Below are 16,115 nucleotides of genomic sequence, written 5' to 3' on the forward strand. Positions count from 1 at the left end.
CCCTCATCCCCAATCCTCAATCCCCAATCCCTACTCCCCACTTACTGAGATAACCGCCAAATCTTAATAGTATTGTCCTCACTACCGCTGACAAGGGTTTTGTCATCAGGACTGAAGGTAAGGGATGTCACAGTGTTAGTGTGCCCCGCCAATGTGAGAATTTCCTCTCCTGTGGCTAGATTCCAAAGTTTGATGGTGCGATCGCGGCTACCACTAGCAAGAATTTTACCATCGGCACTAAAAGCTACGGTCGTTACAGTGTTGACATGTCCCACCAGTGTGCGAATTTCTTTCCCGGTAACTAGATTCCAAAGTTTGATGGTGCGATCGCGGCTAGCACTGGCTAAAGTTTTACCATCTGGGCTAATAGCCACGGTTGTTACTGTTTGAGAGTTTCCCAAGAGTGTACGAATTGAGTATCCCTTTGTCAGATTCCAGATTTTGATAGTCTTGTCAAAACTGCCACTGGCAAGAATCACAGCGTCGGGGCTAATGGCCACTGATCGCACCCAGAATGTATGCCCTACTAGTGTCCGAATTTGCTCTCCTGTTGCTAAATCCCAGATTTTGATAGTGTTATCATCGCTACCACTAACCAGAGTTTGGCTATCAGCGCTGATGGCTAAGGCATGAACTGAGTCAGAATGCCCTGTAAGAGTGCGAATTTGCTTTTCTGTTGCCAAATTCCAGACTTTGATGGTGTTATCATCACCACCACCCACCAGAGTTTTGCCATCAGGGCTGATCGCCACAGCATTTACCTGCTGAGAATAGGCGTTGAGTGAAGAGATTTGTTTTCCAGTTGCTAGATTCCAAAGTTTAATTTTGCGATCGTCGCCACTGCTGGCAATGGTTTTGCCATCGGGGCTGATAGCGACAGACAAAACCGAGCTTTCATGTCCTTGGAGAGTATTAGCTAAGGAAACCTTTCCCAAAACAATTTTTAGTGGTTGACTTAAAAGCGCCTCATCTTTGCCAGAACTATTATGCTGACTCAGCCTAGAAACTAAACTGGTCTGAATCCGACGAAAATGTTTATACCAAGATTCTCCAAAGCCAAACAAGAGAATGAAAGCACTTACCAAGATTAAAATTCTCAGTAAGGGATAACTTTTTGGTAAATATGGTGCTTTAGTGGGTGGTATTTTTCCAGACGACTTTCCTGCTGGTGGTAGTGCGAGGAGTTGTTTTGGAGTCAAGTCTCTGAGAACTTCATCGGCTGACTGGTAACGTTCATAGATGTCTTTTTTCAAAAGCTTGTCTATGACAAAATCCAACTCAGGATTTAATGGACTCCGCAAATATTCCCGCCAATTGCTCACCCAAGCGTACCCAGATTCCATCCACAACTGAAAGGGAGAATTTCCTGTTAACAGATGAAAACAGGTAGCCCCCAAACCGAACAAGTCACTGGCGGGGAAAGCTTTACCATCTCTAATTTGTTCCAGGGGAGAATAACCATGTGAACCAATAGATGTGCCAGATTTCTGCTGAACTTTCGCGGTGAATTGCTTTGAGGAACCAAAATCAATCAGACTTAATCGCCCATCACTTTTATGGCGGATAATATTTTCTGGCTTGATATCTCGATGAATGACTTTGCGATCGTGGATAAATTTCAGGATGGGCAGTAAATCTAGCAAAATAGCTTGAATTTCCCTAGAATTATAAGCCTTACGCTGTTGCAAATCCTTTAATAAATTCTCCCCATTGATATACTGCTGCACCAAATATAGACAGCCGTCTTGCTCGAAGTAAGCTATCAGAGTCGGAATTTGAGGATGTTCCCCAAGGTCTTGTAGTCGCTGCGCTTCTTCAGCAAACAACTCCATCGCCTTTTTTTGCGACCAAGTTCCTTGAAATTTTGGAGCTAATTGCTTGATAACACAGCGTTCATTGAGTTTATCTACATCTTCTGATAGATAGGTTCTGCCAAATCCCCCCTCATCTGAAAGGACTCGGATGACACGGAAGCGATTTCTTAAAAGTGACACCAATGGGGTGCTACAACTTTGGCAAAACTTCTTTCCATTGGGATTCAGGGGATTTGGGCAATCGGGATTTAAGCAGCAGATCATGATCTGACAGGCGCGACTGCATGACAACTTAGGCTAAGTTTGCCCCGAAATTTCCCTTAAGAATATCGACTCTCGGTTACTTGTGGTAGAAAACCCTGTTCTGGGGATTGGGGAATTACTTATATAGTTAGCGTTTGTAAATAGTAGTCAGTCTTCCTCATCTGTGGAAAACTACGAGAGCCATAAGATTAATTATTCTATCGATTATATAATAATCTGAATAGAAATATTTTTCTTAACTGCTAAACCTAGTAATTATGCTTGTATCTTGACAAGCCATAAATGACTAAGTATTCAAGATAAACCCTGCTTAATTAATCATTACTGACTACAAAATATAGTTATAAAGCTTACTAAATTTGTTTTAGCTATTTTAAATCATCCATGATTAATTATTCATTTGATACTTTAGGCAAAAAAGGCTTGAACTTAACTGTCCTAGCTTGTTTCCTTGAGTCTTGCTCTCCATTTCCGAATGGCACTTGCAGTTCTGGCTACAGGTGGCACGTATACATCATAATTTTCGGGTTGTGTAATTTCGTGTTGCTTAATACTTTTATTATTCAATTTTTGGGTAGTTAGACAGTTAGCCAAATTAGGCAAATAGCTTTCATAACTTAAAGCTTTGATCACTTCATCGGCAGTTTTAAACCGTTCCTCTAAGGTAATTTTCACCATTTTTTCTAAAATATGGGCGAAACTGTTGCTGATATTTATCTGTTTTTGCCAACATATTTCACCAGTATTTGGGTCATAGTCAAATTCTAAAGGACTTTTAGCAGTCAACATATAAATACAAGTTACACCTAGTGCATAAATATCACTGGCATAAACTGGACGGAGAGAAAACTGTTCTGGTGGTGCAAATCCCCTAGTCCCAATAAAATTAGTGTTTGCAGCTTGATTGATTGAGTTTTCACAAGCATTAACTAATTGCTCTTTCACCGCACCAAAATCAATCAGCACCACCCGCCCATCATACTCACACCGCAATAAATTTTGGGGCTTAATATCCCGATGAATCACATGATGTTTATGAAGATACTGTAATACAGGTAATAATTCCTGCAAAAACTGTTTCACTGAAGCTTCACTTTTAGGCCCAGTTTGTCGCACTTCTCGCGCCAAAGTCAAACCCGGCACATATTCTTGAATTAAAAAAAACTCCCCATTCGCCTGAAAGTAGTCTAATAACATAGGAATTTGCGAATGACTACCGAGTTGACCCAAAGTTCTTGCTTCTTTTTCAAAGCGTGCACATGCCTTTTGCCAACCTTGGGGACTAGTCACTTTTGGAGAAAGTTGTTTAATGACACACAGGGGATTCCCAGGTAATGCGGCATTTTTAGCTAAAAATGTGATGCCAAAACCACCTCGACCCAAAATTTGCAGTATTTCATAGCGATCGCGAAATAGCCGTTTGGAACCACACATTTGACCCAATTGAGTTTGTTGTGAAATGCTCTCTTGAGAATTCGTTATTTTCTGAGAAAAGCGATTCATTAGTATAAAATATCTGCTCTGAAATGTCTCTAATTCTACGACAATTATTTATTGGCAACAGTAAAATTACTGGATCTTTGCCAAATCCTCATTAGTCTTCAAAAAATAAAAATAAATTTTTGTAGAAGTACCTGTTTCAAGGTGTTATGTGACGAGCTAATTTGTAGTTTGATTAAGAGAGGTAAAAATCTGTTGGGTAGTTATACCAATTCTCCATAAAGATGCAGATAATAAAACCCCCCTAGTTTAGCAAGGGGGGGGGTAAATATATGCAGTTTCATAAAGAAACGGTATTAACTCGCTTAGTAAATTTATAAAGACGCAAGGACTTGCACCCCTACAACTGGATGTTTTTTAAATAGAAGTCCCTAAGCTGGTGGAATTTGTGGAGAGAAAATATCTGTGAAATTATCCTCAGACATCGAATCTGGTGTTTGTATAATAAATGGGAGTTCGGCTCCCACAAGGCCTCTCTGGATGCGTTCTAAAGTCTCACTAAAAACGACAAACAAAGGATATATAGTATTAGCTCCCTCACTCAAAATATGACTGTGGCGCAGAGGCATCAACCACTCATAATCATTGTCTAAGCAAACTTGGGTTTGTCGCCAACGTCCTAACAAATCAGAAAAGTCTTCGTGAGCGCGATGAATAAAGACTAAAATTTCGGCTCCAGTTTTAATTTTCCACTCTGGATCGCACATCAAAATTGCCACATCACAGGGTAAGCAAATCGTTTGTGGGGCGGTTGTAGCAGTGTTGCGAAGCCGGACAATTGGCAAGGGTATAGTGATCACACTTTCATCTGGACGGCGCAGACTGGGGATCATCTCCAAGTATGGCCGATATTGCTTTAGTAAGGCGATCGCAGCTAGATGATTGCTGTACTCTGCCAAACTCGCTTCGTACTGAGATTTTTGCACAGTCATAGTTTATTAAATAGTGAGGAGTAGAGACGCTATTAATCGCATCTGTACAGGAGTTAAGAATAAAATTAATCAGTTAGGAGTTAAAAGTTAGGAATAAAAAGTTTGAATTCCTAACTCATAACTTATAACTATTAATCCCCTATCCCAGCTTTTCAAATACCTTAAACATAGGTAAATACATTGCTAATAAAATGGTTCCAACCATTCCCCCTAAAACCACAATCATCACTGGTTCCAAAATACTGGTCATTGCTTTTACTGCTTGTTCGACTTCATCTTCATAGAAATCAGCAACTTTCATCAACATTCCATCTAATTCTCCAGTTTCTTCTCCGATACTAATCATCTGAATTGCCATAGCCGGAAAAACTTTATCTTTTTGTAAAGCAATGCTAATCATACCTCCTTGTTGAATTTCCATACGGGCTGCATCTATGGCATTGGCAATTACTTGGTTTCCTGATGTATCTCGGACAATTTCTAAGCAAGTTAAAATTGGCACACCTGAACGAGTCAAAGAACCAAAAGTCCGGCTAAAGCGGGCAACCGAAGATTTTTGAATTAAGTCACCAAACAACGGCATCTTCAGGGAAAGACGATCAATTGTTATGCGACCAACAGGAGTTTTACCATATTGTGTAAAGGCAATTTTCAGTCCCACAATAACACCGAGAAGTACAAAAACTTTCGGACTTCTCAAAAATAGACTGGCATCCATCAAAAATTGTGTTAGAGGTGGTAATTCAGTTCCGATTTCTGTAAAAATCTTCGCAAAAACGGGAATGAGAAAAATGGTCATACCGAGAAAGATAGAAACTGCTATAAAACCCACAACCGTTGGATAAGATAATGCTGATTTAATTTGGTTTTGTAGGCGAGCAACATCTTCTAACAATTTGGCTAAACGATTCAATACTTCGTCTAGAACACCACCAACTTCGCCAGCTTGAATCATACTCACATATAATCCATCAAAGCAGTCAGGATGCTTCCGCATTGACTCTGAAAGATTCATTCCGCTTTGAACATCGTTGCTAATCTCAACCAGGGCTTGTTTCAATTTAGTATTACTACACTGTTCGGAAAGCACCCCCAGACTTCTAACGATCGCAACTCCCGCATTCATCAAAACGGCAAATTGACGCGAAAAAACGGCTTTGTCTTTCACAGAAACCTTAACTAAGGAATTCTGGAATTTTTTTAAGGCAATATCTGGCTGAAATCCTTGAGATTGTTTAAGTTCTTGAACTACAAAACCTTGATCTCTGAGATTAGTACGAGCTTGTACCAAGGATTCAGCAACAATTTTTTCGGTTCGGGATTTTCCTTGCGAATCGCGAACACGAGCAACGTAGTTTGGCATAAATAAATTAAATTCAAAATTCAAAATTCAAAATAGTCAAGGGGATGAAATATTCTTCATTTCCCCTATCCCAAGTTCCTTTAATGTGCTTTGGCTGCCGCACCGGGTTTAGCACCTGCGGCAGCCGCAGGCGGTGTAGAATTACCAATGAGACGTTGAATTTCATCAGGCTTAGAAGTTTTAGACATTGCTGCTTCAAAGGAAATCGTTCCTGATTTGTAAAAATCGGCTAAAACCTTCTCCAGAGTTTGCATCCCCAATTTGCCGCCAGTTTGAATAGCTGAGTAAATTTGAGATGTTTTGCCTTCTCGAATTAAGTTGGAAATAGCAGGAGTAACAATCAGAATTTCTTGAGCCATCACCCGACCATACTCACCGGGTTTAGGGTTTTTCTTTGACACCAAGGTTTGGCTAAATACCGCCACTAAGGAGTTAGACAACTGCACCCGCACTTGGGTTTGTCTTTCATGGGGGAAAACGTCAATAATCCGGTCAACTGTCTGTGCGGCTGAACTAGTGTGTAGCGTGCCAAATACCAAGTGTCCTGTTTCTGCGGCGGAAATCGCCAAAGAAATCGTTTCCAAATCGCGCATTTCTCCCACCAGAACGATATCTGGATCTTCCCGCAAAGCTGCTTTCAAAGCATTAGCAAAACTCTTAGTATCTTCACCCAATTGCCGTTGGTGAACCAAGCTTTTAATTGGTTCATAGACAAATTCAATTGGGTCTTCCACCGTCAAAATATGCTCTGCCTTGGTGCGGTTAATCAAGTCAATCATTGCCGCTAGGGTAGTTGTCTTTCCGGAACCTGTAGGGCCTGTCACCAGAATTAACCCTCTGGGCTTATCTGTCATTTCCCGCACGATATCTGGCAAACCTAATTTTTCAAAGTTAGGAATCTTAGAACTTAATGCCCGTAAGCAAGCAGCATAAGAACCACGTTCTTTATAGACATTGACCCGGAACCGAGCCAAACCCTTAACACCATAAGAACAATCTAATTCCCAGTTCTGCTCTAAGGTTTTACGCTGGGTGTTGTTGAGCATACTAAAAATCAGCCTTTGACATTGATCGGCTGTCAATACATGCTCACCTATGGGGGTGAGTTTGCCACTAATACGGAAGTAGGGAGGCAAACCTGCGGATAAATGCATATCCGAGCCACCCAATTCAATCAACTGCTCCATCAAATCTTCAATCATCATTTCCATAGTTCTGCTTCCTTTTAATGTTTTTTATTTGTCATTTGTCCTTTGTTTAAAGTTATTAAGCATCGACCAATGACCAATGACAAGTCTTAAAACCGAGCTGTCATACAGTAAGGACAATCCAGCCATTCTTGTTTCAATGTGGCATCGCAACTTCGGCATGTAAGACCAGTCTTGCGTTTGGCTTTTAACTCTGCTTCCAAGCCAGTATCAGTAAACGTCACTCGTTCTACTTCTTCTAGAGTGGTGGAACCTTCACGCACTAAGTCCAAACTGTAAGCCAGCAAGGTTTTCATGCCCTCTTCTATTGCCACTTCCTTGATGCGTTCGGTGGGTGCATCTTCGTTGATGAGAGTTTGCAGGTTTTCGGTGACTCGCATGACTTCATAAACACCACAACGCCCTTTGTAGCCGACCCCATTACATTTTGGGCAAAGGTGATTTTTGGCTTTGGCTTCGGCGATCGCATCTAATGTCAAGGTGTTAGCTTTATAGAAGGTGACTCCAACATCTGAGGAAGCTGATAGACCATAACGAGCCAGTTCCTCAGTTGTAGGAGTGTAGGGAACACGACATTCAGAACATACACGCCGCACCAAACGTTGAGCTAAAACGCCAATTAGGGAACTAGAAACCATGAAAGGCTCAATCCCCATTTCTCCCAAACGAGCGATCGCTCCTGGGGCATCATTGGTATGTAAGGTAGTTAATACTAAGTGACCAGTCAAGGCAGCCTCAATTGCTGTTTTTGCCGTTTCCTTATCCCGCGTTTCACCCACCAACAGCACATCAGGATCTTGCCGCAAAAAAGCCCGCAATGCAGTCGCAAAATCCAGCCCTTTTTCCCGAATTACCTGTACTTGAGTAATCCCTGGAAGGCTGTACTCAATTGGATCTTCCACAGTACTGATATTAATACCGGGATCATTCTTTTCTGATAGTGCAGAATACAGTGAGGTTGTTTTCCCAGAACCAGTTGGCCCAGTCACCAAAATTAGACCGAAGGGACGGCTAACCATATCCTGGACAATATGTAAAGTCTCTGGATCGGTAATTAACTTATCTAATCCCAGTTGGGTAGAGGAGTTATCCAAAATCCGCAGCACCACCTTTTCCCCGTAGCGACTGGGTAAGGTATTCACCCGGAAGTCCACCTTACGTCCCTCAAACATCCGCCGAATACGTCCATCTTGGGGTAGACGGCGTTCAGCAATGTCTAGATTGGAGATGATTTTAAATCGGGCTGTCACCGCCGGGATGATTTTTTTCGGTAGGGGATCGAAAGCTTCGCGCAGTACGCCATCCTTGCGAAAGCGAATCCGTAAGTTTTCTTCTTGCGGTTCGATATGAATGTCAGAAACTCCCTCATGCAAGGCTTTAGCCAGGATTCTGTTGACTAGGTTGATGACTGGGGCATCCTCTGCACCCTTCATCGCTGCCCCTAGATCAGCCTCCATTTCTTCAGGAGCATCAGAAATATCGAGATTTCCAAGGTTTTCTAAATCCTGATTAATATCTGTAAACTTTTCTTGATCTAGGTGCTTCTGCTTAACAGCCATTTCATCCAAGTATTGGTTGATTAGCTGCTGGTAGTCTTCCTGGGTAATCACCATGCGCTGCAATGCCAAGCCTTGGGGGCGCAAGATGCGGTTCAGGTCATCGGAAGCTTCTAGATTATCTGGAGCAACCATCGCCACTAAAACTGAGGGCGGGGTTTGGTCTTCGTGTTTCGACAGTGGTACTAAACGATGGCGACGACAAATATCCACTGGAATGAGGGTTTCAATCAGGTTCCCCATCATCGTGTTGCCAACGGAGTTGACTTCCGGATCGAGGAATTCAACTCCGTATAATATTTTAAGTTCAAATAATTGCTGTTTTTTGTATTGCCTGAGCAATTCAGGTGATAGTTGTTGCCCAGTGATTGACTCTAGTACTTCCGTTAAGGGTCTGCCAGATTTGCGGCTTTCAATTAGTGCCTGCCTCATCTGTTCGGTATTGACATAGCCAGATTGCACTAGCTTGTTGCCGAAGGGCGAAAACTCTGTTCTGGTAGTTAGAGCGGTACTGCGCCGTTGTGGTGACGAGTAAGTCATAAATGAGCGAATGAGTATGGGAAACCTCTGCTTAAAGTATTCCCAGCCTAGGAGATAGAATTCTCATTTTCCAAAAAAGCGGATAGAATTCGCGGCTACACAAACAAAGTTCGCCTGCGCGGACTAAAGAAAAATTGAGTGTTTTAAACCCACCTCCGTGGGTTTTGCCTGTGTAGAGGCGGTTTCTAAGCGTCCTTTTACTAAACCCCTACAGCGCAGATCTATTTACCAATTTCCCCAGTCCCTAATACCCAATCCCCAGTCCTACTCGTTCGGGTTCCCGCCTTAATGGCGTCTGGGCTAACGTGTTCACCATTTGTCACAATAAGAGGACGGTTACATCACTTCCAAGAACTTGTTGGCAAAAAAATCAGCCTCAGTGGCACGTCGTGGATGACGACGGTTGCAAGCTGTGGAGATACACTGCCATAAACAGGATCTGGAATGAGTAGACAATAATGGATGAAAATAAACAGATAAACAATACAAGCCAGCAATTGGGTGAACCAATAGAGGTAAAGCAAGTAATGAAGAGTGACTCTCCAGCCCAAATTAATTTCAATGAATCTGGCAGCGATGTGACAGAGCAAGTGGCAGCCCAAACAAATATATCGGGGGATACTGCTACTCTCAATTCAGAAAACAGCGTCGCTGCAACCGAGAAAACTGAAGTGGAAAAAGCAGCTTTGGCAGAACTGACTCAACAAATCGAGTCCGTCAAAACGCAACTGGAAGAACGTAGTACTCAATATATGCGGATTGCCGCTGATTTTGAGAATTACCGGAAACGCACTAGCAAAGAAAAAGAAGACCTAGAGTTGCAGGTGAAGCGGAACACGATTTTGGAATTACTGCCAGTGGTCGATAATTTTGAGCGGGCGCGATCGCACCTCAAACCACAATCTGATGGCGAAATGACCATGCACAAAAGTTACCAAGGTGTTTACAAACAATTAGTAGATAGCCTGAAGCGCTTGGGTGTATCACCAATGCGTCCTGAAGGTCAAGAATTCGATCCTAACTTGCACGAAGCAGTAATGCGGGAACCTACGGATGAACATCCTGAAGGAACAGTGTTAGAAGAGTTAGTGCGCGGATACTTCTTAGGCGATCGCGTGCTACGCCATGCAATGGTCAAAGTAGCTGCTCCCAAGGAAGATAGCCCTGCGGCACCAGAAGATCAGTCGAGTTCAGCCAACAGTTAAGCTGTAATCGCTCACCTCGCTGACCGCAAGTGCCTGGGTTCTAGCAAGGAGGAGCATCGCGTACCTAAAACTTGGACAAGGCTTTGGATAACTCTCTGTGTTTAAACTTCTCTTTTGCTACCAGCAACAGAGGTTCCACAGACGTTATCCGCTAGCCTTTGTTTAGAGAATAAAAGTTAGTCCGCGACACATTACAGTAGAAAGACTCAGTAAAAATACTGGCGAATATGGGAAAAGTTATTGGAATCGACTTAGGCACTACTAACAGTTGCGTCGCAGTTTTGGAGGGCGGTCAACCACTTGTGATCTCCAATTCTGAAGGGGGACGAACTACTCCAAGTATTGTGGGATTTGGCAAGAGTGGCGATCGCTTGGTTGGTCAATTGGCAAAGCGCCAAGCCGTAACCAATGCTGAAAACACAATTTACAGTATTAAACGATTCATCGGGCGGCGTTGGGAAGACACTGAAGTAGAACGCGATCGCGTCCCCTACAACTGTGTTAAAGGTCGAGATGATACTGTTGATGTCCAAATTCGCTCCAAAAACTACACGCCACAAGAACTGTCCGCCATGATCCTGCAAAAGCTGAAGCAGGATGCGGAAAACTTTTTAGGTGAAGAGGTGACTCAAGCAGTGATCACCGTACCAGCATATTTCACAGATGCCCAAAGACAAGCAACTAAAGATGCTGGCACAATTGCAGGTTTAGAAGTCCTACGAATCATTAATGAACCAACAGCTGCGGCTTTAGCTTTCGGATTGGAAAAGCAAGACCAAGAGCAGCTAATTTTAGTATTTGACTTGGGAGGCGGTACCTTCGACGTATCGATCCTGCAACTTGGGGATGGCGTTTTTGAAGTTAAAGCAACTTGTGGTAACAACCACTTGGGGGGAGACGACTTTGATAATGCGATCGTCCTTTGGATGATGGAACGTTTCCAAGAACAAGAGAAAATCGACCTTTCCAAAGATAAGATGGCCCTGCAACGCCTGCGGGAAGCAGCGGAAAAGGCAAAAATTGAACTCTCCAGTATGGTGAATACCTCCATCAACTTGCCGTTTATCACCGCTGATGACACCGGGCCAAAGCATCTGGAGATGGAACTCAGCCGCTCTAAATTTGAAGAACTCGCAGCGAAATTAATTGAAGCGACCATCGAACCAATGATCCAAGCGCTCAAAGATGCGGATCTCAAACCACCAGCCATAGATCGGATTATTTTGGTAGGTGGTTCTACACGTATTCCCGCAGTCCAAAATGCGCTAATTAAGTTTTTCAATGGCAAAGCTCCCGATCGCTCCATCAACCCTGACGAAGCTGTAGCATTGGGAGCGGCTATCCAAGCAGGTGTGTTGGGTGGCGAAGTCGATAATCTCTTACTACTGGATGTCACCCCTCTGTCCTTGGGAATTGAAACTTTGGGTGAAGTGTTCACCAAAATCATTGAACGCAACACCACAATTCCTACGAGTCGGTCACAAGTTTTTTCCACCGCAGTTGATGGGCAAACCTCAGTAGAAATTCACATCCTCCAAGGTGAACGGGCAATGTCACGAGATAACAAGAGTCTCGGCAAGTTTTTGCTGGCAGGAATTCCCCCCTCGCCCCGTGGTGTGCCGCAAATTGAAGTATCCTTTGAAATCGATGTCAACGGCATTCTGAAGGTTTCTGCCCAAGACAAAGGTACAGGTAGAGAACAAAGTATCAGAATTACCAATACGGGTGGTTTGAGTAGCAACGAAGTCGAACGGATGCGCCAAGAGGCCGAACTGTTTGGCGAAGAAGATAGAAGACGTAAAGAACTGGTTGAACTCAAAAACCAAGCCGATAATCTGTTATTCAGTTACGAATCCACCATCAAAGATAATAGCAACTTTATTGGCGACCAGATGAAAACCTTGGCTAGTGAAAAAGTTTCACAACTCCAAGCTGCAATGATTGACTCCAGCATTTCCACAGTGGAATTTAAGCAGCGCTTAGACGACTTCCAACAAACCTTGTTTGCAATTGGTGCTGATGTCTACAATCGAGCTAATAGCCAAAGTGATGAGATTGAGGAGGCTTCAGCTAGTCTCTTTACCCCAGAAATCGACTCACCAATGAATGGCACACTGATACCACAATTCAACTTTGATTTTGACGAAGAAAGTACCGCACAAGCTGATTATGAGGCGATAGATTAGGAATTGGGCACTTGTACTGAGCGAACGCGAGTGCGTCTCGTAGAGAAGCCAAAGTATAGACCATTGCTCAATAATTAAGATAAATTCATGGTAAGAATTCACCCTGATTTAGACAAAAAAATTGTAGTCAAAGCAAAGAAAGTGGGACAAAGCCTTAACTCGTTGGTCGAAAAAAGCTTATACCTGTATGCTAGTTAAATTAGTTAACAGGATCGCAAAAGTCCCCACCCTGGACTCTTAGTAGGGTGGGAATGAACAGGGGGCGGCAACGATTGCACACCTGACCAATATTAGCCTGATAGAAGAGGCGGAAAACTATAAACTAGATTAATCATTCGTTTTGTTCGCGCAAATAGGCGAACAAATTTTTTTTGTCCAAAAGCCCAAATTAGTAGAATATCTAAATCAATTAAAATATATTGATTATAAATTTAGCGAAGTTTCACAAGACCCCAGCGGTTTGCTAGATTGTAGAAGCAAATTACTTTGGGCTAGGCAGTATGCCAGTTCAGATCCACTTCCATTGCATAAGGGTGGTTTTCCACACCTAATGGTGCGGCTAGCCCCTCTGGTTGATGGGCGGGGTTTTCCTCTCCTACGTAGCACAATTGTAAAAGAGACAGCCGACTCGGCAGTGAGAAGTCTAAGCAGAGGCTTCGCCTGCTCATAACTTCTGTGGCTTTTGTCGTCTTCCACGAGGAAAGCATCTGTTGCTCAAGATTTGTCGGTGATTTTTGTAAAAGCTAAAGGGTAAAATCAATTTATTAACAAAAATTAATTTTATCTTCTGCCTGACCTCCGGCAAGCCACCTTCTGAAGAATACTGTGTTGCTCTTGCATATCTGTAAGCAAAACACTTTTCCGTAGGGTAGCAAGTGACCGTGACCTTCTACTGACTTCTGCTTTCTTCCTTCTAACTTTTACCTTTGCTATATGGCCCGCGACTATTATGAAATCCTGGGTGTCTCTCGCGACACCGACAAAGAAGAAATCAAACAAGCCTATCGCCGTTTAGCCCGGAAGTATCACCCAGATGTGAACAAAGAACCGGGAGCGGAGGATCGCTTTAAAGAAATTAACCGTGCTTATGAGGTACTCTCAGAACCCGAAACCCGCGCTCGTTACGATCGCTTTGGGCCAGAGGGTGTGTCAGGTGCTGCTGGCGCGGGCTTTCAAGATGTTGGCGATATGGGTGGTTTTGCCGATATCTTTGAAAGTATTTTTAGTGGTTTTGCTGGCGGTATGGGTAGTCCCACGCAACAAAGACGGCGCAGTGGGCCGGCCAGGGGTGATGACCTGCGGCTAGACCTAAAGTTAGACTTTCGGGAAGCGGTATTTGGCGGCGAAAAAGAAATTCGCATTTCCCATTTAGAAAATTGTGAAGTCTGTAGTGGTTCTGGTGCTAAACCTGGAACCCGCCCTCGGACTTGTTCTACTTGTACCGGATCGGGTCAAGTCCGCCGTGTCACGAGAACACCCTTTGGCAGTTTCACTCAAGTATCGACTTGTCCTACCTGTAATGGAACAGGGATGGTAATTGAAGATAAGTGTGATGCTTGTGATGGTAAGGGCGCAAATCAAGTCACTAAGAAACTCAAAATTACCATTCCCGCTGGGGTGGATAATGGCACTCGCTTGCGGATTTCTAGTGAAGGAGATGCAGGTCAACGTAGTGGCCCTCCTGGGGATTTGTACGTCTACTTGTTCGTAAATGAGGACGAGGAATTCCAACGGGATGGTATTAATATTCTCTCGGAAATCAAAGTTAGCTACCTGCAAGCAATTTTAGGTTGTCGGTTAGAGGTAGATACGGTAGATGGGCCAGTGGAACTGATTCTTCCAGCTGGAACTCAGCCGAATACGGTGATGAAGTTGGAAAATCGCGGCGTACCCCGCTTGGGTAATCCCGTTAGTCGTGGGGATCATATGCTGAACGTATTAATTGATATTCCCAATAAAGTCACCCCAGAGGAGAGGGAACTATTGGAGAAGCTGGCTAAAATTAAGGGTGATCGCACTGGTAAAGGCGGTCTAGAAGGATTCTTGGGAAATTTATTTAAGTGATGAAGCCCTCTTCTGTTTTAACTCCCGATGCTCAACTTGATTTACGCGGCACCCCTTGCCCGATTAATTTCGTGCGGACAAAACTACGTCTGGAGAAAATGCCATTGGGAGGTTTGCTAGAAGTCTGGCTAGACCCAGGTGAGCCGATTGAGCAGGTTCCTGATAGTCTGACAATGGCAGGTTATCAGGTGGAACAAATTACAGACTACACGAGTTATTTTTCTCTGTTAGTGCGTCGTCCACTTACTGACCAATGACAGGGGAAAATTTTGCCGCAACTGGACAGCTATTGGGTACTGTAGTGGCTGTACAGGCTAATTTTTATCGAGTACATCTGGATCAAGAGGATGGGGAGATGAGGGAGATGAGGGAGCAAGATCCTTCTCATCTTCCTTATCCCCCTCTCTTGCTTTGTACCCGGAGAACACGCCTGAAAAAAATCGGACAACAGGTGATGGTAGGCGATCGCGTTCTGGTAGAAGAACCAGATTGGGCTGGAGGACGGGGTGCGATCGCTGATGTTCTACCCCGTCAAAGTGAGTTAGATCGTCCGGCGATCGCCAATGTCAACCAAATCCTATTGGTCTTTGCCGTTGCCGATCCACCTTTGGAACCTTATCAGCTGAGTCGGTTTCTGATTAAGGCTGAGTCTACTGACTTGGATGTGCTTTTATGCTTGAATAAAAGTGATTTAATTTCAGTCCAGGAACAACAAAAAGTTAGCGATCGCCTGCTCAGTTGGGGCTATCAAACAATCTTTATCAGCGTTAAAGATGGTATTAATACCGACCAAGCAGGCAAATATTTGAGCAATAAAATTACTGTAATTGCTGGGCCTTCCGGGGTTGGTAAATCCAGCTTAATTAATACGCTGATTGACTCTGCAAAGCTGCGAGTCGGAGAAGTTTCTGGTAAACTGGCTCGTGGTCGTCATACCACTCGGCATATAGAATTATTTGAGTTGCCTAGTGGTGGTTTGCTGGCTGATACTCCCGGTTTTAATCAGCCTGATATGGATTGTATCCCAGAAGAATTAATCCACTATTTCCCAGAAGCCAGAAAGCGGTTAGCAATTGCAAGCTGTCGGTTTAGTGATTGTCTGCATCGAGACGAACCTGAGTGTGCAGTGCGGGGAGACTGGGAACGATATCAACATTATTTAGAATTTTTGGATGCTGCGATCGCTCATCAAACACATCTACACCAACAAGCTGATCCAGAATCTACCATGAAGTTAAAAAGCAAAAGTAAAGGCAAAGGGCAGAGTCAATACGAACCCAAGTTAGAAAGTAAAAAATATCGCCGGATTTCCCGAAAGACTCAGTTACAAGACTTGCAAGAGTTATATCGGGATGAGGAATAAGGAGTGCGATGTCTACGACGGGCTGTGACGCTCGCGGACTCGCTACCGCTACGCTATCGGTGTCGCATTCATCATGCAGAGGTTGGTCACGATAGCATAGATACAAACATAAAAACTATC

At 43.5% G+C, this 16,115-nt stretch carries 13 protein-coding genes; 6 read left to right on the plus strand and 7 right to left on the minus strand.

Annotated features, from left to right (window positions below; genetic code table 11):
- Positions 1 to 41 precede the first annotated feature (41 nt).
- The 6 genes from HWQ44_RS05005 to HWQ44_RS05030 form a co-directional block, all read right to left on the minus strand.
- Positions 42 to 2,078, minus strand: a complete 2,037-nt coding sequence (locus HWQ44_RS05005; RefSeq protein WP_292715673.1) for a serine/threonine-protein kinase — start codon at positions 2,076 to 2,078, stop codon at positions 42 to 44.
- A 438-nt stretch (positions 2,079 to 2,516) separates the two neighbouring features.
- Entirely contained in the window at positions 2,517 to 3,581 is a 1,065-nt protein-coding gene (locus HWQ44_RS05010) for a serine/threonine-protein kinase (RefSeq protein WP_292715676.1), read from the minus strand.
- A 368-nt stretch (positions 3,582 to 3,949) separates the two neighbouring features.
- Positions 3,950 to 4,510 carry a hypothetical protein gene (locus HWQ44_RS05015; protein ID WP_292715678.1) on the minus strand — a complete coding sequence of 187 codons (561 nt, stop codon included), beginning with the start codon at positions 4,508 to 4,510 and terminating at the stop codon, positions 3,950 to 3,952.
- 139 nt (positions 4,511 to 4,649) lie between these two features.
- A complete protein-coding gene (locus HWQ44_RS05020; protein ID WP_292715680.1) occupies positions 4,650 to 5,873 on the minus strand; it encodes a type II secretion system F family protein in 1,224 nt (407 codons plus the stop codon).
- An 80-nt stretch (positions 5,874 to 5,953) separates the two neighbouring features.
- Positions 5,954 to 7,084: a type IV pilus twitching motility protein PilT gene (locus HWQ44_RS05025; RefSeq protein WP_292715683.1), complete on the minus strand. Its 1,131-nt coding sequence runs from the start codon at positions 7,082 to 7,084 to the stop codon at positions 5,954 to 5,956.
- Between the two features lie 86 nt (positions 7,085 to 7,170).
- Positions 7,171 to 9,177 carry a type II/IV secretion system protein gene (locus HWQ44_RS05030; protein ID WP_292715686.1) on the minus strand — a complete coding sequence of 669 codons (2,007 nt, stop codon included), beginning with the start codon at positions 9,175 to 9,177 and terminating at the stop codon, positions 7,171 to 7,173.
- A 455-nt stretch (positions 9,178 to 9,632) separates the two neighbouring features.
- On the opposite strand from HWQ44_RS05030, the gene grpE reads away from it, so the two are divergent.
- From grpE to HWQ44_RS05045, 3 genes are all read left to right on the plus strand, one after another.
- Positions 9,633 to 10,382 carry a nucleotide exchange factor GrpE gene (grpE, locus tag HWQ44_RS05035; RefSeq protein WP_292715979.1) on the plus strand — a complete coding sequence of 250 codons (750 nt, stop codon included), beginning with the start codon at positions 9,633 to 9,635 and terminating at the stop codon, positions 10,380 to 10,382.
- 227 nt (positions 10,383 to 10,609) lie between these two features.
- Entirely contained in the window at positions 10,610 to 12,568 is a 1,959-nt protein-coding gene (gene dnaK, locus HWQ44_RS05040) for a molecular chaperone DnaK (RefSeq protein WP_292715689.1), read from the plus strand.
- Positions 12,569 to 12,655: 87 nt separating this feature from the next.
- The gene (locus HWQ44_RS05045; protein ID WP_292715691.1) at positions 12,656 to 12,766 is read left to right on the plus strand and encodes a toxin-antitoxin system HicB family antitoxin; all 111 of its coding nucleotides are present in this window, start codon (positions 12,656 to 12,658) and stop codon (positions 12,764 to 12,766) included.
- Between the two features lie 293 nt (positions 12,767 to 13,059).
- Here the strand turns inward: HWQ44_RS05045 and HWQ44_RS05050 are convergent, their stop codons facing one another.
- Positions 13,060 to 13,236, minus strand: a complete 177-nt coding sequence (locus HWQ44_RS05050) for a hypothetical protein (RefSeq protein WP_292715693.1) — start codon at positions 13,234 to 13,236, stop codon at positions 13,060 to 13,062.
- A 265-nt stretch (positions 13,237 to 13,501) separates the two neighbouring features.
- On the opposite strand from HWQ44_RS05050, the gene dnaJ reads away from it, so the two are divergent.
- From dnaJ to rsgA, 3 genes are read left to right on the plus strand one after another with little or no spacing between them, the layout of a single operon-like run.
- Positions 13,502 to 14,632 (plus strand): molecular chaperone DnaJ, encoded by a 1,131-nt coding sequence (gene dnaJ, locus HWQ44_RS05055; protein WP_229548044.1) that lies wholly within the window; start codon positions 13,502 to 13,504, stop codon positions 14,630 to 14,632.
- Positions 14,632 to 14,889, plus strand: a complete 258-nt coding sequence (locus HWQ44_RS05060) for a sulfurtransferase TusA family protein (protein WP_292715701.1) — start codon at positions 14,632 to 14,634, stop codon at positions 14,887 to 14,889. Before dnaJ ends, HWQ44_RS05060 begins: the two co-directional genes overlap by 1 nt.
- Entirely contained in the window at positions 14,886 to 15,995 is a 1,110-nt protein-coding gene (gene rsgA / locus HWQ44_RS05065) for a small ribosomal subunit biogenesis GTPase RsgA (RefSeq protein ID WP_292715704.1), read from the plus strand. Before HWQ44_RS05060 ends, rsgA begins: the two co-directional genes overlap by 4 nt.
- The last annotated feature ends 120 nt before the right edge of the window (positions 15,996 to 16,115 follow it).

This window comes from Nostoc sp. JL34, assembly GCF_017114945.1.
Lineage (GTDB): Bacteria > Cyanobacteriota > Cyanobacteriia > Cyanobacteriales > Nostocaceae > Nostoc.